Consider the following 23,301-nt stretch of genomic DNA (forward strand, 5'->3'; position numbering starts at 1 on the left):
TTGTTCATCATGGCTTAAAAACTGACATTCCGACTATTAACTTGAGATTTCTAGCAAGTCTGGCTATAACGATCCCAGCCTTGAGGAGTACTCAGGTATTGGACTATGCCGGGTACAGGCAAATACAAGCTATCATTTTAGGTGAAGCCATTCTCATACGTTTTAGCCCAGAAACCTCCATTAGAGAATGCACTCTCACTCAATATGAATACTCCTAAACCCCTCCCCTTTCAGACGCTTAAGTCGTTTTTACCTTTCTTAAGGCCCTATAAAAAGTCACTACTCATTGCGGTGATTAGCCTCCTGCTTGCAGCATCTGCCACCTTGGCTGTTCCTTTATGCTTTCGTAGCATTATTGATCTGGGTTTTAGTAATGCCAGTACCACCCAGATTAATGTGACGTTTATTAATCTATTTGTAGTGGCGCTTGTTTTGGCATTTGCCAGTGCACTGCGCTTTTATATGGTCTCGCTACTTGGTGAGCGGGTGACCTGCGACATCCGAAAAGCAGTCTACTCACACATCATTGTTCAAAGCCCTGAGTTTTTTGAAACTCAGCAAAGTGGTGAACTCTTATCTCGTATTAATAACGATGCATCTCTGGTTCAAATCCTGGTGGGCACCAGTGTATCGATGGCCGTCAGAAATGCACTCTTACTAGTTGGTGGCATGACCATGATGTTCATCACAAGTATTCAATTAACGCTGCTGATTATGGCAACCTTGTTGTTAACCGTCATTCCAGTCGTTTTTATGAGCAAAAAAGTACGCTTGCTATCAAGAAACTCCCAAGATCAGCTAGCCCTTTCTTCAGCAATCGCAGGAGAAAAAATAAACGCTATCAATACAGTGCAATCATTTGCTAACGAGGTGAATGAAATGGCTATCTTTGATGCGTCCATCGAAAAATCATTTGTAGCCTCAAAAAACAGAAATATGGCACGTAGCAAGCTCACCTTTGTTGCGATCCTATTGGGCTTCACAAGCATCATTGCAGTACTTTGGTTAGGCGCATATGCAGTCAGTCAGCAAGCAATATCAGATGGTCAACTAACCCAGTTTTTCTTATATGCAGTTATCTGTGCTGGCTCCATCGCTGCGCTTTCAGAGGTAGCGGGTGATGCCCAGCGGGCTGTAGGCGCTGGGGATAGATTGCTAGCGTTACTCCGCGTTCAATCTCAGATACAAAATCCCAAACAGCCCCACATCCCAAGCTTTCCAACAACGAAGGCAATTACCCTGTGTGCTGAAAATATTTCTTTTCACTATCCATCTAATCAGAATTCGGTACTTTCTCAGGTTTCCTTACGCATTGAGGCGGGTGAAAAGGTGGCGATTGTGGGCCCTTCTGGTTCGGGCAAAACAACCTTATTCAAATTAATTCAACGCTTCTATGATCCACAGTTCGGAAAGATTACCTTTGATGGCGTAGATATCAAAGAATTTAATCTGGTGGATTTACGTCGCTTAATTGGCGTGGTACCTCAAGAAATTAGTATTTTTTCTGAGAATGCCTTAGAAAATATTCGCTATGGCAGATTGAATGCAAGTGATGAAGAAGTATTTTTAGCAGCCAAGATGGCGGCAGTAGATGAATTCATTCTCAAACTTCCTGAGGCATACAACACTTATTTAGGCGACCGTGGTGTGCGACTGTCTGGCGGCCAAAAACAACGTATTGCGATAGCAAGGGCTTTACTTAAAAATCCACCGCTACTACTTCTCGATGAAGCCACCAGCGCACTCGATGCCGAATCAGAGCGACTGGTTCAACAAGCCCTCGAATTAGCAATGCAAGGGAGAACCACCATTGTCATTGCGCATCGCCTTTCCACTGTGAAAAAAGCGGATCGGATTCTAGTCATGGAGCATGGGCAGATTATTGAGAGTGGTGATCATGCCAGCCTCGTCAATAAAGGCGGGCTTTATTCTCATTTAGCTAAACTTCAGTTCACGGATATCTCATCAAACTAGCGTGAGATTAAGTTAACTAAAGACCTTAGGTCAGATCAACGCAAGACAAACCAATTTCACCGAGCAGGCCTGATTTCTGACCATTCTCAGCAGCGTCTTTAGCATGAGCATTGCCATCAACTGCACGTTGCGCTACCCCATGCAAAATTGCTGAAATCCTAAAAAAGTTATATGCCATATAAAAATTCCAGTCCTTACCTACTGACCTGCCTGAGTGCATTTCGTAGGAGCGAATGTATTCCTCTTCCGAGGGAATGCCGAGGTCCACTAGATTCAATCCACCAATCCCACGCCACAGTGTTGGCGGTATACGCCATGCCATGCATTGGTAGGATATATCTGCCAAGGGGTGCCCTAGCGTCGAGAGCTCCCAATCTAAAACACCAATGACTTTGTTTTCAATAGGATCAAACACCATATTATCTAAACGAAAATCGCCATGTACTAAGGTAGTTTCATCATCTGTAGGGATGTGATGAGGTAACCACTCCATTAGCTTACTCAAAGCTGTAGGAATAGGAATACTGCTCTCTTGCACTTGTCGAGACCAACGAGCCACTTGTCGTGCAAAATAATTCCCGGGTTTACCAAATGACTCTAAGCCCAGTGCTCGGTAATCCACCTGATGAATGGCAGCGAGTACTTGATTCATTTCTTGGTAAATGGCGAGACGGTCTTTGCGATCTAGTTGGGGTAAGGACTGATCATTAAATACGCGCCCGTCCAAAAAAGACATCAGATAAAACGGAGTTCCCAAAATAGATGCGTCATCGCAATAAGCAAGCATATTAGGGACCGGCACTTCAGTTTTTTCAAGCGCTTGCATCACGCGGTATTCACGATCAATAGCATGTGCTGAGGGTAATAAAGTACCAGCAGGCTTCTTGCGTAAAACGATCTGCTGATTCGCACAAGTGATTTTGTAGGTTGGATTAGATTGCCCACCAACTAGTGGCTGTACTTCAAAACTCTGGGTGTCCCACCCTGTCTGCTGCAAATAAGACCGAAGCGCATCGGTGTTTAAAGTATTAGACACGGTGTGTAGCCATGCTCTACAAGGAACCCACGAGGTGTGCGCCGTCTACAGCAATCGTACTGCCAGACATTGCCTTGCCCGCATCTGAGGCTAGCAATAAAATAGGTCCATCCAAATCCCTCAGCTCACTAAAGCGACGACTCGGAATGCGCATGCGTAATTTTTCACCCAGCTCACTCTGTAAAAACGCTCGATTTAAATCTGTCACCACGTATCCAGGCAAAATAGCATTGACACGAATGTCATGACGCGCCAGCTCTAAAGCCATTGTTTTGGTAGTCTGAATGACGCCTGCTTTAGAAATAGCATAAGGTGCGACCCCATTAATTTGTCGCTCACCCAATATGGAAGCGATATTGATAATGGAGCCTGCTGTTTTATGCGCTACCATCCGACGCGCAGCTTCCGTAGCCACTAACCATACACCCTTGAGATTCGTATCCATGACCTGATCCCAGTCGGCTTCAGTTTGCTCTAGCAAACTCTTAGCAACGGATACTCCAGCGTTATTGACCACGATACTGGGTGTACCCCATGTTTCAATAGCATCGAAGCAGGCCTTGATACTCTCAGACTTAGTCACATCGAGAGAGAAAGCTTTTGCCAAACCGCCTTGTTGTTCAATCGCTTGAACCAGAGACTCGAGTTGATCGATGCGGCGGGAGGCGACTGCAAGCTTGGCGCCCATGCTAGCCAATAACATACTGCAGTGATATCCAATACCACTCGAAGCACCTGTGACTAAAGCAATTTGACCGTCTAAACGAAAGCGCTCAAGCAGAGTACTCATACTTTTTGATCCAGCAATTTTCTGGCCATACTCCAGCGATGTACTTCACTTGGGCCATCGTAAATTCGGAAGCCGCGCATATCGGTAAAGATACGCATGATGGCAGTTTCACCAGTCACGCCCTGGCCACCCATGATTTGTACACAACGATCCACTACGCGCCACTCTGCTTCAGAGCAAATAACTTTTGCACGACTAGATTCGTAATTGCAGCGCTCTCCTTGATCGAGTAGCCATGCAGTTTGAAAAATATGCAGGCGTGATGTTTGGAGATCCATATCGTTATCTGCCAACATAAAGCCAATGCCCTCATGATCACCCAAGCGTTGGCCAAAGGCCTGACGTTTTTGCGCATAGGCTAAGGCAATATCATGGGCTCGTCGTGCTTGACCAAGCCAACGCATGCAATGCGTTAAACGAGCCGGCGCTAAACGCACTTGCGCATAACGAAAGCCTTTACCAAGCTCGCCCAAAATACAATCTTGAGGTACGCGCACATTGGTCAAGCGCAACACACTATGACCACCAACGAAACATTGATCTAGCGAATCCATATTGCGCTCAATAGCGATGCCAGGCGCATCCATATCAGATAAAAACATGGTGGCTTGACCATCTTCGGTACGCGCCATGATGATGACGTAATCAGCGCCGTCAGCGCCCGTAATAAACCATTTAAGACCATTGATTAAATAATCTGCGCCATCCCTGACAGCCGTAGTCAGCATCATCGAGGGATCAGAACCAGCCCCTGGAGCAGGCTCGGTCATCGCAAAGCAAGAACGCAATTTCCCTTCAATTTGTGGAACCAGCCACCGTAGCTGTTGTTCAGGCGTTGCCACCTGCTCCATGAGATGAATATTGCCTTCATCCGGCGCATGAATATTCATCGCAGTAGGGCCTAATCGTGAGTACCCCGCCTCTTCAAAGACAACCGCCTTCTCAACGTGACTGAGGCCTAAGCCGCCATAGCGTTTAGAGGCATGCGGGGTGAGTAGGCCCGCTGTTTTGGCAAGTCCAATGAGCTCTTGACGAAATACATCCGTAGGGCCGTGAGGGGTTTCTCGGGGATCACCCTCTAAAGGAATAATCTTTTCGACAATAAATTGCCGTGTGCGATCTCTTAAAGCAATCAGCTCTGGGGATAGTGCAAAGTCCATATCTCATTGTAATAGCAGGCATTTCAAGAGAATTAGGAATTTTTGCGCCCTAAACCTTGGAAGTGCCTAGGGTTTTCACTATGCAGCGTAACTGTTTACTGCCATTATCCTTAGATGATTAAAGTAAATAAGGTTGTAAATTGTGGCGGCAGATGATTTCATATTAAAGACAAAAAACTTAAGCAAATCGTTTTATGGATTTACTGCAGTAAATAATGTCAATCTCAATGTTAAGCGAGGGAGTATTCACGCCTTAATTGGACCCAATGGGGCTGGTAAAACAACCTGTTTTAATTTGCTCACCAAATTTTTAGAGCCCACGGCCGGTCATATTGATTTTAATGGCCACGACATCACTAAAGAAAAGCCTGCGCAAATTGCCAAGCGCGGCATTATTAGATCCTTTCAGATTTCAGCAGTATTCCCCTACATGACTGCCTTAGAAAATGTTCGCATTGGCCTGCAGCAAGAGCTTGGAACTTCGTTTTTCTTTTGGAAAAGCGAATACTCCTTAGATATATTGAATGATCGAGCGATGGATGCTCTTCGCCAGGTAGGTCTTGATAGTTTTGCGGATGAGCTAGCCGTCAACCTTCCTTATGGGCGTAAACGCGCTCTTGAAATTGCTGCTACGGTAGCCATGAATCCTGAATTAATGCTGTTAGATGAACCGACTCAGGGTATGGGGCACGAAGATGTCAGTCTAGTTACCGAATTAATCCAACGGGTCTCTCACGGAAGAACCATATTAATGGTTGAGCACAATATGAAGGTCGTAGCCAATATTGCAAATACGATTTCTGTATTGCAGCGAGGCGAAGTGATTGCCGAAGGATCTTATGAGCAGGTCTCCAAAAATCCGCAAGTAATGGAAGCCTACATGGGTACTGCCGATACTGAATTGCAAGGGCATTGAACTCGTTATGACTGTACTCGCTTTAGAAATTGATCACTTGAACGCATGGTACGGTGAGTCCCATGTCTTGCATGGCATTAACCTATCTGTAAAAAAAGGTGAAGTGGTTTGCCTATTGGGACGCAATGGCGCTGGTCGTAGCACCACGCTCAGATCTATCTTAGGCCTCGTTGGTAACCGTACAGGCTCCATTAAAGTCAATGGCCAAGAAGTGATTGGCATGCCAACCTATCAGGTGGCACAACTCGGCATTGGATATTGCCCTGAAGAGCGCGGCATCTTTACTAGCTTATCCTGTGAACAAAATCTCATGTTGCCCCCTAAGGTAGGTGACGGTGTGGCAATGAGCGTAGAAGAGATTTATCAGATGTTCCCTAATTTATATGAACGACGCTCCAGCCCTGGCGGTAAGTTATCCGGTGGTGAGCAACAGATGCTGGCCATTGCACGCATTTTGCGAACTGGCGCGAGTCTCTTACTACTCGATGAAATCACGGAAGGCTTGGCCCCTGTCATCGTACAAAAACTCACGGAAGTAGTGCGCACTCTGAAAGAACGGGGATTCACGGTAATTTTAGTAGAACAAAATTTTCGATTTGCTTCAAAGCTCGCGGATAGAAACTATGTGATAGAGCATGGGCAAGTTGTTAAGACGGTCGAGAAGCATGAACTCGAGGCCAGCCAGGAAGAGCTCAAGACTTTATTGGGTGTGTAAGTAAAAAAATGAAAGCAGTTTACAAGGAGAAGTTCAAATGAAAAAAACGGCAATTGCAACACTAGTTGCATCTTGTTTTGTGGCAACTGCGCTTTCTGCGCAAGCTCAAACAGTTTCCGATAACGAAGTTCGTATTGGGGTACTCACCGACCTCTCTGGTATTTACTCTGCGATTGAGGGCCCAGGTGCACTGTTAGCTGCTCAGATGGCTGCTAAAGACTTTGGTGGCCAAGTACTCGGTAAAAAGATTGTGATTACCTCTGCGGATACACAATCGAAAGCAGACCTTTCCGGCTCAAAAGCCCGCGAAATGTTTGAAAAAGATAAAGTGGACATGATTGTGGGTAACGTATCCACTGCTTCTGCATTAGCAGCGATGGAAGTTGCTGAGCAATTTAAGCGCGTATCGATTGTGACTGGCGCAGCATCCCTGCCTATCACCAATGAAAAATGTACGCCATACACTGTTCACTACGTCTATGACACCTACGCACTCTCACGCGGCACCGGTAAGGCTGTGGTGGATTCTGGTAAGAAGACTTGGTTCTTCGTAACAGCAGACTATGCCTTTGGTCAAACGCTTGAACGCGATACTACTGAAGTAGTATTAGCAAATGGCGGAAAAGTATTGGGTAGCGTGAAGCATCCAATTAACACTACGGATTTTTCATCCTTTATTGCTCAGGCTCAATCATCCAAAGCGGAAGTAATTGGCTTGGCTAACGCTGGTGGAGACACAATTGGCTCCATCAAACAAGCGGCAGAGCTTGGCATCATGGGCTCGAAGCAGACCGTTGTTCCGCTCTTAATGTTTATTAGCGATGTGCAAGCTCTGGGCTTAAAAACTACCCAAGGCATGAACTTCACTGTAGGTTGGTATTGGGATTTCAATGACTCCAATCGAAAGTTTGCTGAGCGCTTTATGAAAGAATTTAAAGGCAAGGCACCAACCTCCGTTCAAGCTGGTGTGTATTCATCTACTATGCAGTATTTAAAAGCCATTGAAGCGACTAAAACAGATAACGCTGATGCAGTCATGAAGCAGATGAAGTCAGTTGAAATTAATGACGGTCTCTTTAAAGGCAGAATTCGTGCTGACGGTAAGTTTGAGCACGATATGTACTTACTTGAAGTCAAAAAGCCTAGTGAGTCTAAAGGGCCTAATGACGTAGCGAAGGTGGCGAAGGTGATTGCAGCAAAAGATGCAACTCTACCTTTAGCGCAATCGAAATGTAAGTTTGTTACTAATTAATTGAGGAATACTCTAAGCTATGTTTGAGTTTCTCGGAATCGCCCCACAAGCCCTTGTTTCTCAGCTCCTGATTGGACTGATTAACGGCTCCTTCTATGCTCTATTGAGTTTGGGCTTGGCGGTGATTTTTGGTTTACTCAATGTGATTAACTTCACCCATGGCGCGCAATATATGTTGGGCGCCATGGTAGCTTGGATTGGATTAACTCAAATTGGTGACTGGATCGGGATGCCAGAGTTTCAGATCAACTATTTTGTTGCTCTGTTCCTGGCACCACTGATCGTAGGACTTTTTAGCATCGTGATTGAAAAAACGATGCTAAAGCGTCTTTATCATCTAGACCATTTATATGGACTGCTACTGACCTTCGGTCTTGCCCTAGTAATTGAAGGCATGTTCCGCCACTGGTTTGGCGCTCTGGGAAATAGCTATCCTGTGCCCGAACTATTGCAAGGCGGCCTCCGAATTGCAGATCTCTTTTTGCCGTTTTACCGACTCTGGGTCGTCTTCTTAGCATTGATTGTTTGTTTTGCTACCTGGTACTTTATTGAGCGTACTAGCTTAGGAAGCTTATTACGGGCAGGCACTGAAAATCCGCGTTTATTACAGGCATTAGGTGTGAACGTCCCACTCATTGTGACACTCACCTATGGTGCAGGCTGCGCCCTAGCAGCGTTTGCTGGGGTAATGGCTGCCCCTATTTATCAAGTGACAGCGGTCATGGGTTCTAACCTGATTATTGTGGTGTTTGCAGTGGTGGTCATTGGCGGTATGGGGTCGATTGCTGGCGCCATTCTGACAGGCTTAGGCTTAGGTGTCGTTGAAGGGCTAACTAAGGTCTTTTACCCGCAAGCCTCTTCAGTATCTATTTTCGTGATCATGATCATCGTGCTCTTAATTAAGCCAGCAGGACTCTTCGGAAAATCCAACTGATGAAACTGACACTATCTCCTCTCGACAAAATTTCGATAGTCATCATCGGCTGCTTAACATTAATTCCATGGCAAGGCTTTGTCTACGACCTATTCATGATGAAGGTATTTTGTTTCGCCATTTTTGCAGCCTCTTTAAATCTGTTGCTAGGTTTTGCAGGATTACTCTCCTTTGGTCATGCGGCTTTTTTTGGTACGGGTGCCTACATCACTGCCTATGTCATGAGATCGTGGGGACTCACTCCTGAGCTAGGTCTGATTTGCGGTGTTCTATGTTCAACCGCATTAGGTTATGTTTTTGGTGCGCTAGCGATTCGTCGGCAAGGTATTTACTTTGCCATGATTACCTTAGCGCTAGCCCAGGTGGTTTATTTCTTAGCCACCCAAGTGCCATTTACTAATGGTGAGGATGGCATTCAAGGGGTGCCTCGAGGTCATTTCTTAGGGCTGATTGATCTCTCCAGCTCCACCCACATGTATTACTTTGCTTTAGCGGTGTTTACTTTAGCCTTTTTTACCATCAAGCGGATTGTAAGTTCGCCATTTGGCCAGGTAATGAAGGCGATTAGAGAAAACGAGCCACGCGCTATTTCCTTGGGGTATGACGTTAATAAGTACAAATTAATTGCCTTTACTTTATCTGCAGGCTTGGCAGGTCTAGGCGGCGGCTTAAAGAGTTTAGTCTTGCAATTAGCTTCCCTATCCGATGTGTTCTGGCATACCTCAGGTGAGGCCGTACTGATGACTATTCTAGGTGGCATTGGCACCCTTTGGGGTCCAGTAGCGGGGGCTGCAGTAATCATTAATTTACAAAACTACTTAGCCAACTTAGGCGGCTGGAGTACTATCGCAACCGGCGCTATTTTTGTGGTTTGCGTTCTGGCCTTTAGACGCGGCATCGTAGGTGAAATTGCTTACCGGCTCAAGATTAAGCTGTAATTCCTCTGCACTTCTGAGAAAGATGTTCATAAACAATCACAATACTCATAAGATAAAGTGGCTCCACAAGATATCGTTATAGTTGGCGCTGGATTTTCAGCAGCAGCACTCGTCATTCATTTATTAAAGCGCGGTTTCCCTGCTTCTCATTTGACGGTGATTGGTCATGGCTTATTGGGTGCTGGTAATGCCTATGGCTGTAATAGCGATGTATTTCGCCTCAATATACGAGAAGATTTACCCATCATTTTTTCTGAAGATCCACTCCATTTTGCGCGTTGGGCTAAAGTGCACGTTGATGACCATGACGCTAAAACCCATGCAGGATATTTTTATTTACGGCGAGATTTTGCAAAGTATATTAATCAACTCATTCAGGAATATGATCCTCAGAGACAACTAAGGCAAATTCCTGCTAACGTCATCAATATCCAACAAAACCAAACGCTATGGCAATTAGCACTAGATACAGGTGAGTCAGTACTAGCTAAAAACCTTGTATTAGCTACTGGCAATATGCCTCCTAAATGGCCTTGCCCTATTCATATTAATGCAAATAAAACCTCAGAAAAATTAGCAGCGTATTCTCTCGTTGAAAATCCTTGGTCAGGTGAGTGGGTTCAGACTATTAATCAGACTGACGATATTATTTTATTGGGCGGTGGTCTCACGGCCCTCGATACCATCAGTGCATTAGAAAATATCCATCATCGTGGAAAGATTTATATTGTTTCACCTAGAGGCAAACTTCCTCCGGAACAGGCTACATGGATTCGATCTCAAAAACCCCTATGGCCGAGCCAGCTTACCCCAAGAACTTTAGTGCGATTTATGCGGTCTTACCTACCTGATGCCTCGGTACATAGTGTGGAATGGCAATGTGCCTGGGAAGAATTAAGGCCTCAGCTAAATGAAATTTGGCAAGGGTTTTCAGCACAGCAGCGTGCAAAACTTTCGAAGCGATTGGGTTGGCTTTGGTCCTTATACCGGTTCAGGGCATCACCTCAAAGTATTGCTGCCTTTCAAAAACTGAAACAGCAAATAGATATTCAAATAGGTAGAGTAAAAGAGGTACAGGTAAATGACGATGATATTTCAGTCAACCTTAATAACGGCACCCGCATTACTGGTCATTGGGTAATTAATTGCACTGGGGTAGGTGTTGATGGATTAGCTGAAAATCTGATCATTAATAAAATAGCTATAGCCGATGCCTTAGGAATTTCAATTGCTGTTAATAAGCACTTTGAAGTGCTGCGTACAACATCCACGTCTTGGGATAATCTGTTTTTGCTTGGGCCAGGAACGATGGGAAGTTTAGGGGATGTGGTAGCCGCTAGTGCGATTGCTGCACAGGCAGAGAGGCTCTCCTTACAACTCAAAACCAGGGGACAGAGAGCTTCAATGGATAGACCTTTATCAGCCTAATGCTTCTAGATTAATAAATAGGCTTCACTTCTAGAGCAGTCTGCCTCTAGAAGTGAAGAATTAACTCAAAAATCTGAGCCTTATTTACGTAAACCTAAGGTGTTACCCAGTTTTTCGTATAGCTCTACCTGCTGACGAGCAAATACCTCAGTCTCAGCAGGAGATCGAATAGCAGCAATTGCGCCAGCCGTCTCATTACCCCTAGCCCACGCTGGATCTTGAGCGACTTTCTTTAATACCTCTACCCATTTATTAACGACTTCACTTGGCAAGCCAGGAGGGCCATATAAACCACTCCAGCCCATCACCTCTTCAAATTGGAGAAGGCCTAAATCACGGCCAGTTGGGACATCAGGAAAGTCTTTTAAGCGCTCAGGTGTGGACACCATCAATGCGCGCACTGTTCCCCCTTTAATTTGACCAGCAAGAGTAGGTAAATTATTGCAAATAAAATCCACCTGATTACTCAATAATGCTGTAGTGGCTTCACCACCACTCTTATATGGAATCATCAAAGCAGCCGAGGACGGGAGATTAGATGCATTGAGTGCTACCTCTACCGCCAAATGCTGAGTCGTGCCAGAACCTGCGGAGGCATAGTTCAACTTACCTGGCTCTGCACGAATAGCTGCTAGCAATTCTTTCATCGTTTTATATTTTGAATCACTTTTGACAACGCACGCTACGGGGTTCAAATCTAAAATCGCAATAAATGTGAAGTCATTCCATTTATACGGTGTTTTGCTATCTAGGGCTGGAGAGATCGCTTGCGAACCTCCGCGTGCGATTAAGAGGGTATAGCCATCAGGCGGACTGGTACGGACTTTTTGTGAGCCAATCGTGCCCGAAGCACCCACAATATTTTGGACTATTAAAGGCTGATTAATATATTTAGTAGCTACTGCAGCTAAATTTCTACCGGAGAAGTCACTATCACCACCAGCAGAATAAGGTGCAACTAAGGTGATGGGTTTATTGGGATAGGATTGCGCATTTGCAATCTTCATAACACTGCTCATACCTAAAAGAGCAAATATAAACATGGCGCATCTTCGTTGAATGCTTCTATTTTTCATATTGTCGTTCCTATTGAAATACGGCATGGGTAAAGGTTGTTCTAGTGAGGTTCAAGCTGAACCGTTGGCTTAGCTCCGGCAACAATAATCCCGCCCCGTTTGCCTGGTGTTGTTGAGATCCATCTAGGTTCATAGTAATTTGGAAGTGGCCGAGCATTCATTGGGGCTATCCATAGACGCAATAAATGTCGATGGCGCTCTGGTTCGGGCCAGTTTTCAAAATCACTTCGTGAATGTAAAATTTGGTGGTTATTTAGTATTTGAATATCCCCGGGCTCAAAAGCCATCGGCAAAACGATCTCACCTTCTGCCAAAATAGAGTCTATTAAATTCATTGCCTCAATTTGTGCATCACTGAGTCGCGGCACTTCAGGGAAATTACGTTGTGCAGCATCAATGTACTGTCGAATATAAGTACAAGTCAGTTGATTTTCATACCAAGTAAAAATTGGCATGCTGTACCAGGGATCACAGCCATCGGGTATTTCGCCTCGTCGATCTGTTGGAAAAGGAGTAAAGAGTGCCTCGATTAAATCAGGTCTACGCAGAGATATCTCATTAAATAAACTCATTGAACTAGCAATATAAGACTCGCCTCCTGCCTTGGCCTTTTGCAGACAAAGTAGTCCAACTAAATCGGCAGAATCTGTATGAAAATCGAGTTTTTTATTGGTTTGGTAAAAGCGCACATTCCTATTTTGAATATCAGCACCTTGATCTTTGACATGTCCTAGTAAGTGCCCTTTGGCATTGTTACTTCGTAAATTACCTAGATGTACTCCTAGCCCAAGATAAATGACTGCAGAAAGTTCAACACCAAATTTTTCCACAGGTAAGCCCTTGAGCAAAACAAATCCGCGCCCGTTGAGCAATACGTTGGAGATAGCATCAATCTGAGGTTTTAATTTGGGAATTGGAAATAAACTCGGTGAGATGTTCTCTAGGGGTTGATTTAATGACAGGAAGTATTTGCCCGCATTTTCCAGATCTGCTATTTGAGAGGATGTCCATGAGATTATCCAATTGCTCTCCTTGACTAAATCTTTACCCAGCCATGCGCTTGGACCAGTAAGCAGTTTAGGCACCTGATTTATGACCATGTTTGGCATTAACTTATTCAACTAAGCTCCCAGCAAATAGACAAATTCTTACGATGTATAACTTTCAGATTTAAATCCTAATGCTTGTATTTTATTTTTCTAAGGGGGTTAACCCTTAGTTTTGAAGATCTTCTGTTTTACCGCCATCATGCTGTGAGCTGCAAACTATAAAACCCCTAATAAATTGCAATCATTTAACATAAGTAAGGTGTCGACAAGAGAGCACCTTATTCGTCACTATAATTTTCTCTATCAATTTTTTACCTTCACACCCTATGATCCCAAAACGCGGCGCCGATTTTTTAGTTGAGGCTTTTGAAAAACAAGGCATTACAACTGTTTTCACCTTATCCGGCAATCACATCATGCCTATTTTTGATGCCCTGATTGGTCGTGATATTCAATTAATTCACACTCGCCACGAGGCATCAACCGTGCACATGGCAGATTGCTGGGCCAGACTAAAGCATGAGGTGGGCATTGCGATGGTGACTGGTGGACCTGGGCATGCCAATGCTGTGTCAGCCCTCTATACGGCACTGATGGCAGAATCGCCGGTAGTTTTATTGTCAGGGCATGCGCCAAATACGCAAATTGGTCGGGGCGCTTTCCAAGAAATGCGTCAAGCCGAGATGTGTGCCCCAGTTTGTAAAGCATCTTGGACCTGCGCAGGCCCAGAATTCTTGGCTGCTGATTTTAAATTGGCATGTGCCATTGCACTATCAGGCCGGCCTGGACCCGTACACCTGAGCTTACCGTCAGATGCCTTAGAAGATAGCTCCCAAAAAACCCAATCCACCATAGCGAGCCCAGATGCGCCCTCTCTGAATGTACTGAAAGTGAAAGAGCCTTCTGCAGCGGTTTGTGAAAGCATTACTGCTGCATTACAGAGCGCAAAAAGGCCGTTAATTCTGTGTGGGCCAAGTGGAGCACACACTTTTTCTGCAGAATTAGCATTGCTAGAAAATGCATTGCATATACCGACTATTGCAATGGAAAGCCCACGTGGGCTCGCTGATCCATCTTTAGGCTCGTTTTCCGAAGTCATAGAACAAGCAGATGTAATTTTATTGCTCAATAAACGAAGTGATTTCACAATGAAATTTCTGAGCGCGCCTCCATTTGCAAAAAATGTTTCTTTTATTCAACTAGACTCTGATCTTGACGAAATTGAGCGCACAAAAATAGCTGCACAAAATCGATTGCCACTTTCTGTACAGGCAGATTTACTACCTTCCATCAATGGGTTATTACAGGCAGTATCAGAGAAGAAGTCTACATCTCATAATGAGTCTGCTTGGTATGACTTTGTAAAATCCGCTGTTCGTTACCGTCCTGCGGAGTGGGCTACTCTTAAATCCCTGCAAGATAATGTAGTTCATCCAGTCAATGCCTTGTTACCACTGCAAGTGATTTTAGATAGCCATCCCGATTCGGTACTAGTATCTGATGGAGGAGAAATTGGCCAATGGGCGCAAGCCTGCTTGCACGCACCTAATCGCATACTTAATGGCGTAGCAGGCTCTATTGGTAGCTCCCTACCCTTTGCAATCGCTGCGGCCTTAGCCAAAAAAGATGTTCCTGTAGTCGCTGTTCTAGGGGATGGTACATTTGGCTTTCATAGCTCTGAAATCGATACTGCGGTCAGATATCAAGCCCCATTTTTAGCAGTCATCGGTAACGATGCTTGCTGGAATGCAGAGTATCAGATTCAGGTTCGGGAATACGGCACTGCACGCGCATTAGGTTGCGAACTCTTACCCAGCACTAGATATGATCAAGTTTGCATGGCGTTCGGTGGTGTAGGTGAGTTAGTAAATACGCATGATCAGGTATTACCTGCGGCATTAAGACTTCACCATGCTAAGTTACCTGCCTGTTTAAATATCTTAATAGAGGGTGCGCCCGCACCAAATTTAAAGCGCCCTAGTTAAGTCGAGAATGACAATACATATTTTGAAAGTCAAATCATGAAACAATTTATTAACGCCAACCAAATCAAGATGGCCTATCAAATCGATGGGCCGATTGATGGCCCGTCCGTATTCATGAGTAACAGTCTCATGTCTAGCCTTGAAATGTGGGATAGCAATATACGGTCATTAACAGATCGCTATCGCGTTGTACGTTATGACACTCGGGGTCATGGTCAATCTGAAGTGACTCCAGGCCCCTATAGCATCTCCCTGCTTGCTACCGATCTTGTCGCACTAATGGATGCCCTCAATATCAAGCAGGCCCATTTAGTGGGCTTATCCATGGGTGGCATGATCTGTCAGTACATTGGCGCGCATCATCCAGAGCGGGTTCTTTCTCTCAGCTTATGCGATACCGCCAGTGAAATGCCGCCACGTAGCCTATGGGAAGAACGTTTTGCGATCGCTAAAGAAAAAGGGATTGCAGGCTTAGTAGACGGCACTATTGGGCGATGGTTTCTGAAAGATTTTATTGAGCGCGAACCAAACCAGATTGAAGTAGTCAAAAAAATGATTTTAGGAACACCACTTGAAGGCTATCTCGGTTGCGCAAGCGCAGTGCGTGACATGGCTCAATCGACAATGCTTCTCAAAATCAAAGCACCGACCATGGTCTTGTTGGGCAAACAAGATCCTGCCTGTACGATCGACCAAGCCACGGTATTGCATCGATTGATTTCGCACTCCAGTATGACCGTGATTGATCAAGCAGCCCATCTTTCCAACATTGAAAAACCTTCAGAATTTAACTCTGTGTTGAGAAAGTTTTTAGACTCTGTGTCCTAGTTCAGTTGTAATTAAAAAAATATAGGAGATGTTATGCAATTCAGTTTTTATTCAAAGCTACTAGGCTCCCTCGCTCTTTTAGGAAGTGTTCTTACTTTACAGAGCAACATTGCTCATGCTCAAGCGAATGTAGCTAATTACCCTTCCAAAACAGTCAAAATGATTGTGCCGCTAACGCCTGGTTCCGGTGCTGATATCGCTGGACGCATTGTCGGCAAAAGCCTGACAGAAATCTGGAAGCAGCCTGTGATTGTAGAAAATAGGCCAGGTGCAGGTGGTCTGATTGGTACGGGTGTAGTTGTCAACTCCGATTCTGATGGCTATACACTTTTAGTACAGTCGGCCTCGTATGCCGCTAACCCAGCTATTTACAAGAAATTGCCTTATGACCTCAAGAGTCTTACTGATGTCAGTATTTTAGGTACGAGTCCTTATGCACTCGTTGTATCTGCTGAGAGTCCCTATAAATCTATTAAGGATTTAGTGGATGCTGCTAAAGCACAGCCAGGAAACATTCCCTTTGCTAGTGCTGGTGTTGGCAGCTCTACTCACCTTGCCGCAGAGTATTTCAATCAAACTATGGGCATCAAAATGTTGCATGTGCCTTACAAAGGCTCACCTGAAGCTATTCAAGAAACCATTGCGGGACGCACTGCCTATTACATGGCTCCTCTGCAAACTGCCATTGGCCAGATTCAAGGGGGTAAGGTACGCGTTCTTGGCCTGACTAGTGCTACTCGCTCGGAGATAGCAGCTGATATCCCAACGATTGCCGAACAAGGCTTCCCAAATTTTGAAATTGGTCTATGGGTTGGTGTCTGGGCTCCATCAGCTACGCCTAAGGGCATCTTGCAAAAGATCAATACTGATATCAATAAAGCATTGCAAGAGCCTGAAGTGAAAACAGCGTACGCTAAAGCCGGAATCACTATTAAGCTCATGAATTTAGCTGAAACTGAAAAATTTGTGCGTAGTGAAATTAATAAGTATTCCAAGATTGCTAAAGACGCTGGAATCGAACCTCAATAAGCATCCGCTTTGTCAGCCACCAGATCAGGTTCTAAAAAAACCTGATCTGCTTGTTGGAGAACATGCTACGGATTGTCATGCCCATATCTGTGGGCCTGACTCAATCTACCCCTACTCCCCAAATCGTATTTACACACCGCATGATGCCCTACTTCCCCAGTACATAGAGCTCCTAAAGTCCTTAGGCATCAGTCGTGCTGTATTAGTGCAACCCAGTATTTATGGCAACGACAACCGAGCACTGCTCAATGCACTACAAACAGATCCTGTTCATTTTCGAGGGGTTGCAGTGGTGGACTGGGATATTTCTGAAAATGAACTAGAGCATCTTCATCACTCCGGCATTAGGGGAGTACGTTGCAATATTGTGGATTTAGCAGAAGAAAAAGGAATGTTACCCATCTCAAAACTTCGCTATCTTGCAGAAAAGATTGCCCCACTGGGATGGCATATTGAATTTCTAATGCATGCAAATGAATTTCCTCATCTCTATGAAGACTTAAAAGATTTTCCTGTGCCTGTCGTTCTAGGCCACCTGGGTTATCTCAAAACAGAACTTGGTATTGAAGATATTGGCTTTCAGAATCTTTTGGCACTGATGCGTGAAGAGCGTGCCTGGGTAAAACTCACAGGTCCTTATCGAATATCATCGGAGAGCCAACCTCCTTATGCTGATACCAAGATATTTGCGAGGGCACTACTTGAAGCAAATGATCGACAAATCGTTTGGGGAAGTGACTGGCCCCATGTCATGGTTAAAGGCTTTATGCCAAACGATGCAGACCTGCTAGATATATTGCAAAGCTGGGCACCAGACCCAATACAAAGAGCGAATATTCTGAGTAATAACCCAGCGCGGCTTTATCAATTTATTGAGAGTATTAATAAGAAAGTTTAGATATATCATCATGTTTTTTATTTAATTCTGAGCTAGCGCTATAGATTGCTACTATTCAAACATGCCCAGATTTAGTGGGCTAACTTTATATAACCAATGAAAAAAGGACTGAGCAAAGCCCAGTCCTCTTGGTAAAACTCAACAAACGTTGAAATTACACGTTTGCCAAATGCGCTTCTAAAGTCTTAGTGAACTTGTTGGCATGACTACGCTCAGCTTTAGCCAAAGTTTCAAACCAATCAGCGATTTCATCAAAGCCTTCGTCGCGTGCAGTCTTAGCCATACCTGGGTACATATCAGTGTACTCATGTGTTTCACCGGCAATCGCTGCTTGCAATGCTTCTGCAACAGTCTTTGCTGGCATACCTGTACCTGGCTCGCCTGCGCCGCCTTCAATCAAATACTCCATGTGACCATGGGCGTGGCCAGTTTCACCTTCTGCAGTTGAACGAAATACTGCAGCAACGTCATTTGCGCCAGCGATGTCAGCTTGGTTCGCGAAATACAAATAGCGACGGTTTGCCTGTGATTCACCAGCAAATGCTTCTTTCAAAGACTGTTCTGTCTTTGAACCTTTTACAGTTTTAGCCATTTTGTGACTCCTAAGATCAATTGTTAAAAATAGGGTGAAAACGTTTCACCACGGGGTAATTATCAACAAAACTAGCGGACTTAATAATCGTATTTTTGTATTGAGTTGATAGTTAAAAACAACTGATATTCAAATATCGATTGATTTAATAAAAGTATACACATTGTCTTTTTAAGCCTGAAATCAAGACTTGAGGGAGATAAACCTCATTAAGTTAGCATTTACTATCAATAAAAGCTTTTATTTGTAATGATGTCTAGTTTTATTTGAAATGAGCCTCTTGAGACCTGTAACCAAAAGAAGGCTATCCCAATATAAGCAGAGATTTTAATGAATCTCCTCTTAAGACACATTTTGACTGCCCGAACCCTGGAACATAGAAATTAGTTTTTACCTATCAATATTGTTAATTAATACAATTTGGCTATCGATCGTTGAGACTCTACACTATCGCTATAGTTCGCCAAATAGATTGCATGGCGCAGATCTAAAGAGGAAAAAATGAGCATAAGCGAAGGTAGTTTAGAGGCGCCAACACGCCACCCCCTAGATTGGAAAAACCCGAAGTTCTACGATAAAGCCGATCTTGAGGCTGAAATGGAGCGAGTGTTTGATCTTTGTCACGGCTGTCGTCGTTGTGTGAGCCTGTGCGGTTCATTTCCAGCACTATTTGACTTAGTAGATGCCACAGCAGACTTAGAGATGGAGCAAGTCGATAAGGCAGACTATCAACAAGTCGTTGATCAGTGCTATTTGTGCGACGTATGCTACATGACTAAATGCCCTTATGTACCGCCACATCCTTGGAATATTGATTTTCCGCACCTCATGTTGCGCGCTAAGGCAGTCAACTTTAAAGACGATAAGGCAACCTTCCGTGACAAGCTGCTCTCCTCCACCGATAAGCTAGGTCACTTTGCAGGCATTCCGATCGTGACCCAAACAGTCAATGCGGTCAACAGTACTGGGCTCGCACGCCTAGTGATGGAAGGTGCATTAGGTGTTGATAAAAAGGCATGGATTCCGGAGTACGCACCCAAAACTTTCCCACAGTTGGCCGAGAAATCCCCCCACTTACCCGTTGTTGATGGTGCCAAGACACCTGGCAAAGTAGCAATCTATGCAACCTGCTATATCAACTACAACGAGCCTGGCATTGGTCAAGATCTCATCAAGGTGCTGCAACACAATCAGATTCCGTATGAGTTGGTGGATAAAGAAGCCTGTTGCGGTATGCCTAAGCTTGAGCTCGGTGACTTAGAGTCCGTTGCAGAGAACAAAGAAAAGAATATTCCTAAGCTCGCAAAATTAGCACGGGAAGGTTACGCTATTTTGACACCCATCCCCTCTTGTACTTTAATGTTTAAGCAAGAGTTACCGCTCATGTTCCCTGATTGTGTAGATACTCAATTAGTAAAAGAGGCCATGTGGGATCCATTTGAATACTTCATGGCACGCAACTCCGATGGTTTGCTCAAGAAGGATTTCAATACCGAATTAGGTCACGTCAGTTATCACATGGCATGCCATTCCCGGGTTCAGAATATGGGTCAAAAAACAGCGGAGACGCTGAGACTCGTTCCAGGTACTGAAGTGAATGTCGTGGAGCGTTGCTCTGGCCACTCGGGAACCTGGGGAGTGAAGAAAGAGTTTCATGACATGGCTATGAAAATCGGCAAGCCGGTTTTCAAAAGGATGGCTGAGGATGAGCCCAATTACATCAGCTCTGATTGCCAGTTAGCAGGCCATCATATTGCGCAAGGTATGGAAGAGTTGGGTTTACCTAGATCAGAGATGGCCCATCCCCTGACATTGCTTGCAAAGGCTTATGGAATATAAGCTCGCTTTATTAGATAACAGAATAGGAGTAGTACAGTATGGCAAAAATTACCCGCGATAGCCTCTTAAGTCTTGAGGCATACCATAAAGAGCGTCCCGCTTTTCGTGAGAAGGCGATTCAAGAACGTCGCATACGTACTGTGCATCTTGGTGATCATTTAACAATGATTTTCGAGAATGAATTTTTAATGCGCTATCAGATTCAAGAAATGTTACGCGTAGAAAAAACTTTTGAAACTGAAGGTATCAAAGATGAGCTTAATGCTTACAACCCTTTAGTACCAGACGGCTCCAATTTCAAAGCTACCATGATGTTGGAATACCCTAATGAAGCAGATCGCAAAGTCGCGCTTGCTAAATTAGTCGGTGTTGAGCATCAAGTTTTTATTGAAGTAGAAGGTCAACCACGCGTCTATGCAGTGGCCGATGAAGATTTAGAGCGCTCTACTGCAGAAAAAACATCCGCAGTGCACTTTATGCGTTTTGACTTAAGTCCCAATATGAAGATTGCCTTAAAAGCAGGTGCCCAGATCATGGTTGGCTGTGATCACAAAGGTTACCCTATGCATGTTGAAACGGTAGCCCCTGAAACACTGGCTTCATTAGTGTCTGATTTAAGTGCTTAAATACTTAAATAACGATTAATTTCGTAGCGGTTAAAGTTGATTAAATAAATGTCACACCGGGCAGATCACATTGGCGAATGACCTTCGCCAATGCTTCCATGGCCGGTGCACGTCGACATCCTTTACGCCAAACTAAACACACTCGTCTGGTAGGAACAGGTTCATCCAGAGGGATATAACGAATCAACTGATCTGATGCAGTCAAATCAGATACTGATGTTCTCGGCAGTACAGAGATGCCAATACCCCCTGCTACCATTTGTCGAATCGTCTCTAACGATGAGCCTTCAAAACTACGTTGCTCTCCAATCGTTGAGCCTGAACCTAAGCGGTTTAATTCTGGACACACCCCAAGTACGTGGTCCCGGAAACAATGTCCTGCCCCAAGTAGTAATGTGTTTTGTTCTTTAAGCTCGCGGTGCGGAATAATCGTGCGCATTTCCCAAGAATGGCCTTTAGGAACGGCTACCAAAAAGGGTTCATCGTACAACTCAATACTTTCTAGCCCAGTACTAGCGTAAGGGGCTGCAATCACTACACAATCCAAGGCACCTTGGCGCAACATCTCTAATAAACGGGTCGTGAAATTCTCTTCTAAAAATAAAGGGACATTAGGCATCTGCACTCTAGCCACTCGCACTAAGCTGGGGAGTAGATAAGGAGCGATGGTGTAGATAGCGCCCAGTCGCAGCGGCCCAGATAAAGGATCTTGCCCATGTTTCGCAAGATGCTTGAGGGAGTTAGCTTCTTCCAAAACGCGTTGAGCCTGACTCACAATTTGCTCACCTAAACTAGTCATCGTCACTTCAGAATTGGCTCGCTCAAAAATTTGCGTATTGAGCTCTTCTTCTAACTTCTTAATCGCCACAGATAAGGTCGGTTGAGAGACAAAACACGCTTCTGCTGCCCTACCAAAATGGCGCTCATGCGCAACGGCAACGATATAGCGAAGTTCTGTCAGTGTCATGCTCCAATTATCAGCCCTTTATCCGTTCCGTGCATAGCGGCCAGAGGGCTGATGGTTGACATAGAAAAGTGGTACGTTCTGCGTAATGCATATTGATCTGAACCATAGGAATAAATAAGACATGTCCGACGAAATCGCTAAACTTGAGAAAAAACTAAGGCCACTACCAAGATGGCTATTTATGACCCGTTGGCTTCAGGCGCCACTCTATATCGGCTTAGTCGTTGCTCAAGCTGTGTATGTATGGCAATTCTGGGTAGAGTTAGTTCACCTGATTGGCATGCTATCGAGCAAAACTCCTTCAGAAACTGAAATCATGTTGGTAGTCTTAGGCCTGATTGATGTGGTGATGATCTCTAACCTGCTTGTCATGGTGATTGTTGGAGGATGGGAAACATTTGTTTCACGTTTAGGATTGGAAAATCATCCTGATCAGCCCGAGTGGCTTTCTCACGTCAACGCTGGTGTACTCAAAGTGAAATTGGCAACTGCCATTATTGGAATTTCTTCCATTCATTTACTAAAGACATTCATTAATGCAGCTAGCTATGATGAAAAAACTTTAATGTGGCAGACCATCATCCACATTACTTTTGTACTTTCCGCTATAGCGATTGCCTATACAGAAAAGATCGTCGCTTCAGCGAAGCACCATTGATTGCACATTAGCTAAAACGACCTGTAGTATCTGAATAGCTATTAATAGTGCTAAGGGAGACAGGTCGAGCATGCCTAGTTTCGGTAAGGTATTACGAATTGGCTTTAATAAGGGCTCGGTGAGCGCTGATAAAAAATAGTAGGCCATTGAGCTTGCCGCAAACCAAGATAGCAAAATGCTGGCAAATATGGCGCCAATCACACCGGATAAAAATAAATTCACTATCTCAAAAAGACTCTGGATAAATACATAGCTCACGGCATTATTAGCTCCACTCAAAAACCAAAGTGTGCCAACCTGGATCAAGGCAATCAAATAAGCAGCTAAGAAGCTCGCGAGATCAAACCTTCCAAAACTCGGTAACACCTGACGTAAAGGCAAGATAATCCAATTGGTCAAACTATGAAGGTAGCCGCTAATTTGATAGCCAGCTGCTCGTCCTAAATCTATGTAGAAAAAACCCATATAGCAACGAATGAGGCAGGCGCCGCCAATGAGAACAAGGAAGACCTCTAGTAATAGGCTGGATATTTGATAGATCATGTTTAGATTGTAAAGCTGATTATTGAGTATCTTTAAATGCCGTCTGATTGCACCCTATTTTCTCTAAA

General features: G+C 44.5%; 22 protein-coding genes. 14 read left to right on the top strand and 8 right to left on the bottom strand.

Annotated elements, in window-relative coordinates:
* The first annotated feature begins 204 nt into the window (after positions 1-204).
* Positions 205-1,974, top strand: a complete 1,770-nt coding sequence (locus tag DCO16_RS03480; RefSeq protein ID WP_173942366.1) for an ABC transporter transmembrane domain-containing protein — start codon at positions 205-207, stop codon at positions 1,972-1,974.
* 25 nt (positions 1,975-1,999) lie between these two features.
* Here the strand turns inward: DCO16_RS03480 and DCO16_RS03485 are convergent, their stop codons facing one another.
* From DCO16_RS03485 to DCO16_RS03495, 3 genes are read right to left on the bottom strand one after another with little or no spacing between them, the layout of a single operon-like run.
* The gene (locus DCO16_RS03485) at positions 2,000-3,010 is read right to left on the bottom strand and encodes a phosphotransferase family protein (RefSeq protein ID WP_173942367.1); all 1,011 of its coding nucleotides are present in this window, start codon (positions 3,008-3,010) and stop codon (positions 2,000-2,002) included.
* 16 nt (positions 3,011-3,026) lie between these two features.
* Positions 3,027-3,800, bottom strand: a complete 774-nt coding sequence (locus DCO16_RS03490) for an SDR family NAD(P)-dependent oxidoreductase (protein WP_173942368.1) — start codon at positions 3,798-3,800, stop codon at positions 3,027-3,029.
* Entirely contained in the window at positions 3,797-4,960 is a 1,164-nt protein-coding gene (locus DCO16_RS03495) for an acyl-CoA dehydrogenase family protein (protein ID WP_173942369.1), read from the bottom strand. The genes DCO16_RS03490 and DCO16_RS03495 overlap by 4 nt, the downstream gene beginning before the upstream one ends.
* Before the next feature lie 142 nt (positions 4,961-5,102).
* On the opposite strand from DCO16_RS03495, the gene DCO16_RS03500 reads away from it, so the two are divergent.
* Genes DCO16_RS03500 through DCO16_RS03525 form a run of 6 tightly spaced genes read left to right on the top strand, consistent with a single transcriptional unit; the run spans position 5,103 to position 11,143 of the window.
* Positions 5,103-5,876 (top strand): ABC transporter ATP-binding protein, encoded by a 774-nt coding sequence (locus DCO16_RS03500; protein WP_173942370.1) that lies wholly within the window; start codon positions 5,103-5,105, stop codon positions 5,874-5,876.
* A 7-nt stretch (positions 5,877-5,883) separates the two neighbouring features.
* Positions 5,884-6,591 (top strand): ABC transporter ATP-binding protein, encoded by a 708-nt coding sequence (locus tag DCO16_RS03505; protein WP_173942371.1) that lies wholly within the window; start codon positions 5,884-5,886, stop codon positions 6,589-6,591.
* Between the two features lie 37 nt (positions 6,592-6,628).
* A complete protein-coding gene (locus DCO16_RS03510) occupies positions 6,629-7,843 on the top strand; it encodes an ABC transporter substrate-binding protein (protein WP_173942372.1) in 1,215 nt (404 codons plus the stop codon).
* A 19-nt stretch (positions 7,844-7,862) separates the two neighbouring features.
* A complete protein-coding gene (locus DCO16_RS03515) occupies positions 7,863-8,777 on the top strand; it encodes a branched-chain amino acid ABC transporter permease (RefSeq protein ID WP_173942373.1) in 915 nt (304 codons plus the stop codon).
* Positions 8,777-9,715: a branched-chain amino acid ABC transporter permease gene (locus DCO16_RS03520; RefSeq protein WP_173942374.1), complete on the top strand. Its 939-nt coding sequence runs from the start codon at positions 8,777-8,779 to the stop codon at positions 9,713-9,715. Before DCO16_RS03515 ends, DCO16_RS03520 begins: the two co-directional genes overlap by 1 nt.
* Positions 9,716-9,772: 57 nt before the next feature.
* Entirely contained in the window at positions 9,773-11,143 is a 1,371-nt protein-coding gene (locus tag DCO16_RS03525; RefSeq protein ID WP_173942375.1) for an FAD/NAD(P)-binding protein, read from the top strand.
* 80 nt (positions 11,144-11,223) lie between these two features.
* On the opposite strand, the gene DCO16_RS03530 is transcribed toward DCO16_RS03525, so the two are convergent.
* On the bottom strand, positions 11,224-12,219 hold the full coding sequence (locus tag DCO16_RS03530; RefSeq protein ID WP_173942376.1) for a Bug family tripartite tricarboxylate transporter substrate binding protein: 996 nt from the start codon (positions 12,217-12,219) through the stop codon (positions 11,224-11,226).
* A 41-nt stretch (positions 12,220-12,260) separates the two neighbouring features.
* Positions 12,261-13,319: a TauD/TfdA family dioxygenase gene (locus DCO16_RS03535; RefSeq protein ID WP_254598091.1), complete on the bottom strand. Its 1,059-nt coding sequence runs from the start codon at positions 13,317-13,319 to the stop codon at positions 12,261-12,263.
* 275 nt (positions 13,320-13,594) lie between these two features.
* Between DCO16_RS03535 and DCO16_RS03540 the strand changes: the two genes are divergently transcribed.
* The 4 genes from DCO16_RS03540 to DCO16_RS03555 are packed head-to-tail and all read left to right on the top strand — an operon-like array spanning position 13,595 to position 18,008.
* Positions 13,595-15,253 (top strand): thiamine pyrophosphate-binding protein, encoded by a 1,659-nt coding sequence (locus tag DCO16_RS03540; RefSeq protein ID WP_173942378.1) that lies wholly within the window; start codon positions 13,595-13,597, stop codon positions 15,251-15,253.
* A 36-nt stretch (positions 15,254-15,289) separates the two neighbouring features.
* Positions 15,290-16,081, top strand: coding sequence for a 3-oxoadipate enol-lactonase (pcaD, locus tag DCO16_RS03545; protein ID WP_173942379.1), 792 nt, complete (start codon positions 15,290-15,292; stop codon positions 16,079-16,081).
* A 33-nt stretch (positions 16,082-16,114) separates the two neighbouring features.
* Entirely contained in the window at positions 16,115-17,110 is a 996-nt protein-coding gene (locus tag DCO16_RS03550) for a Bug family tripartite tricarboxylate transporter substrate binding protein (protein ID WP_173942380.1), read from the top strand.
* Positions 17,079-18,008: an amidohydrolase family protein gene (locus DCO16_RS03555; RefSeq protein ID WP_173942381.1), complete on the top strand. Its 930-nt coding sequence runs from the start codon at positions 17,079-17,081 to the stop codon at positions 18,006-18,008. Before DCO16_RS03550 ends, DCO16_RS03555 begins: the two co-directional genes overlap by 32 nt.
* Positions 18,009-18,162: 154 nt before the next feature.
* Here the strand turns inward: DCO16_RS03555 and DCO16_RS03560 are convergent, their stop codons facing one another.
* Positions 18,163-18,600 carry a rubrerythrin family protein gene (locus DCO16_RS03560; protein WP_173942382.1) on the bottom strand — a complete coding sequence of 146 codons (438 nt, stop codon included), beginning with the start codon at positions 18,598-18,600 and terminating at the stop codon, positions 18,163-18,165.
* Positions 18,601-19,101: 501 nt separating this feature from the next.
* Between DCO16_RS03560 and DCO16_RS03565 the strand changes: the two genes are divergently transcribed.
* Both DCO16_RS03565 and DCO16_RS03570 read left to right on the top strand, forming a co-directional pair.
* Positions 19,102-20,439 (top strand): heterodisulfide reductase-related iron-sulfur binding cluster, encoded by a 1,338-nt coding sequence (locus tag DCO16_RS03565; RefSeq protein WP_173942383.1) that lies wholly within the window; start codon positions 19,102-19,104, stop codon positions 20,437-20,439.
* A gap of 38 nt (positions 20,440-20,477) precedes the next feature.
* The gene (locus DCO16_RS03570; protein WP_173942384.1) at positions 20,478-21,065 is read left to right on the top strand and encodes a DUF3501 family protein; all 588 of its coding nucleotides are present in this window, start codon (positions 20,478-20,480) and stop codon (positions 21,063-21,065) included.
* Positions 21,066-21,105: 40 nt separating this feature from the next.
* Here the strand turns inward: DCO16_RS03570 and DCO16_RS03575 are convergent, their stop codons facing one another.
* Positions 21,106-22,032, bottom strand: a complete 927-nt coding sequence (locus DCO16_RS03575; protein ID WP_173942385.1) for a LysR substrate-binding domain-containing protein — start codon at positions 22,030-22,032, stop codon at positions 21,106-21,108.
* A 121-nt stretch (positions 22,033-22,153) separates the two neighbouring features.
* Between DCO16_RS03575 and DCO16_RS03580 the strand changes: the two genes are divergently transcribed.
* Entirely contained in the window at positions 22,154-22,690 is a 537-nt protein-coding gene (locus tag DCO16_RS03580; RefSeq protein ID WP_173942386.1) for a TIGR00645 family protein, read from the top strand.
* Here the strand turns inward: DCO16_RS03580 and DCO16_RS03585 are convergent.
* The gene (locus tag DCO16_RS03585; RefSeq protein WP_173942387.1) at positions 22,673-23,233 is read right to left on the bottom strand and encodes a YggT family protein; all 561 of its coding nucleotides are present in this window, start codon (positions 23,231-23,233) and stop codon (positions 22,673-22,675) included. The genes DCO16_RS03580 and DCO16_RS03585 overlap by 18 nt on opposite strands.
* Positions 23,234-23,301: the final 68 nt, after the last annotated feature.

Source organism: Polynucleobacter antarcticus (genome assembly GCF_013307245.1).
GTDB lineage: Bacteria > Pseudomonadota > Gammaproteobacteria > Burkholderiales > Burkholderiaceae > Polynucleobacter > Polynucleobacter antarcticus.

What these genes read in the sequence shown, in the direction of transcription:
- DCO16_RS03480 (WP_173942366.1), top strand. Translation starts at nt 205, where the DNA reads ATGAATACTCCTAAACCCCTCCCCTTTCAGACGCTTAAGTCGTTTTTA.
- DCO16_RS03490 (WP_173942368.1), bottom strand. Translation starts at nt 3,800, where the DNA reads ATGAGTACTCTGCTTGAGCGCTTTCGTTTAGACGGTCAAATTGCTTTA.
- DCO16_RS03495 (WP_173942369.1), bottom strand. Translation starts at nt 4,960, where the DNA reads ATGGACTTTGCACTATCCCCAGAGCTGATTGCTTTAAGAGATCGCACA.
- DCO16_RS03505 (WP_173942371.1), top strand. Translation starts at nt 5,884, where the DNA reads ATGACTGTACTCGCTTTAGAAATTGATCACTTGAACGCATGGTACGGT.
- DCO16_RS03510 (WP_173942372.1), top strand. Translation starts at nt 6,629, where the DNA reads ATGAAAAAAACGGCAATTGCAACACTAGTTGCATCTTGTTTTGTGGCA.
- DCO16_RS03515 (WP_173942373.1), top strand. Translation starts at nt 7,863, where the DNA reads ATGTTTGAGTTTCTCGGAATCGCCCCACAAGCCCTTGTTTCTCAGCTC.
- DCO16_RS03520 (WP_173942374.1), top strand. Translation starts at nt 8,777, where the DNA reads ATGAAACTGACACTATCTCCTCTCGACAAAATTTCGATAGTCATCATC.
- DCO16_RS03530 (WP_173942376.1), bottom strand. Translation starts at nt 12,219, where the DNA reads ATGAAAAATAGAAGCATTCAACGAAGATGCGCCATGTTTATATTTGCT.
- DCO16_RS03535 (WP_254598091.1), bottom strand. Translation starts at nt 13,319, where the DNA reads ATGGTCATAAATCAGGTGCCTAAACTGCTTACTGGTCCAAGCGCATGG.
- DCO16_RS03540 (WP_173942378.1), top strand. Translation starts at nt 13,595, where the DNA reads ATGATCCCAAAACGCGGCGCCGATTTTTTAGTTGAGGCTTTTGAAAAA.
- pcaD (WP_173942379.1), top strand. Translation starts at nt 15,290, where the DNA reads ATGAAACAATTTATTAACGCCAACCAAATCAAGATGGCCTATCAAATC.
- DCO16_RS03550 (WP_173942380.1), top strand. Translation starts at nt 16,115, where the DNA reads ATGCAATTCAGTTTTTATTCAAAGCTACTAGGCTCCCTCGCTCTTTTA.
- DCO16_RS03560 (WP_173942382.1), bottom strand. Translation starts at nt 18,600, where the DNA reads ATGGCTAAAACTGTAAAAGGTTCAAAGACAGAACAGTCTTTGAAAGAA.
- DCO16_RS03565 (WP_173942383.1), top strand. Translation starts at nt 19,102, where the DNA reads ATGAGCATAAGCGAAGGTAGTTTAGAGGCGCCAACACGCCACCCCCTA.
- DCO16_RS03570 (WP_173942384.1), top strand. Translation starts at nt 20,478, where the DNA reads ATGGCAAAAATTACCCGCGATAGCCTCTTAAGTCTTGAGGCATACCAT.
- DCO16_RS03575 (WP_173942385.1), bottom strand. Translation starts at nt 22,032, where the DNA reads ATGACACTGACAGAACTTCGCTATATCGTTGCCGTTGCGCATGAGCGC.
- DCO16_RS03580 (WP_173942386.1), top strand. Translation starts at nt 22,154, where the DNA reads ATGTCCGACGAAATCGCTAAACTTGAGAAAAAACTAAGGCCACTACCA.
- DCO16_RS03585 (WP_173942387.1), bottom strand. Translation starts at nt 23,233, where the DNA reads ATGATCTATCAAATATCCAGCCTATTACTAGAGGTCTTCCTTGTTCTC.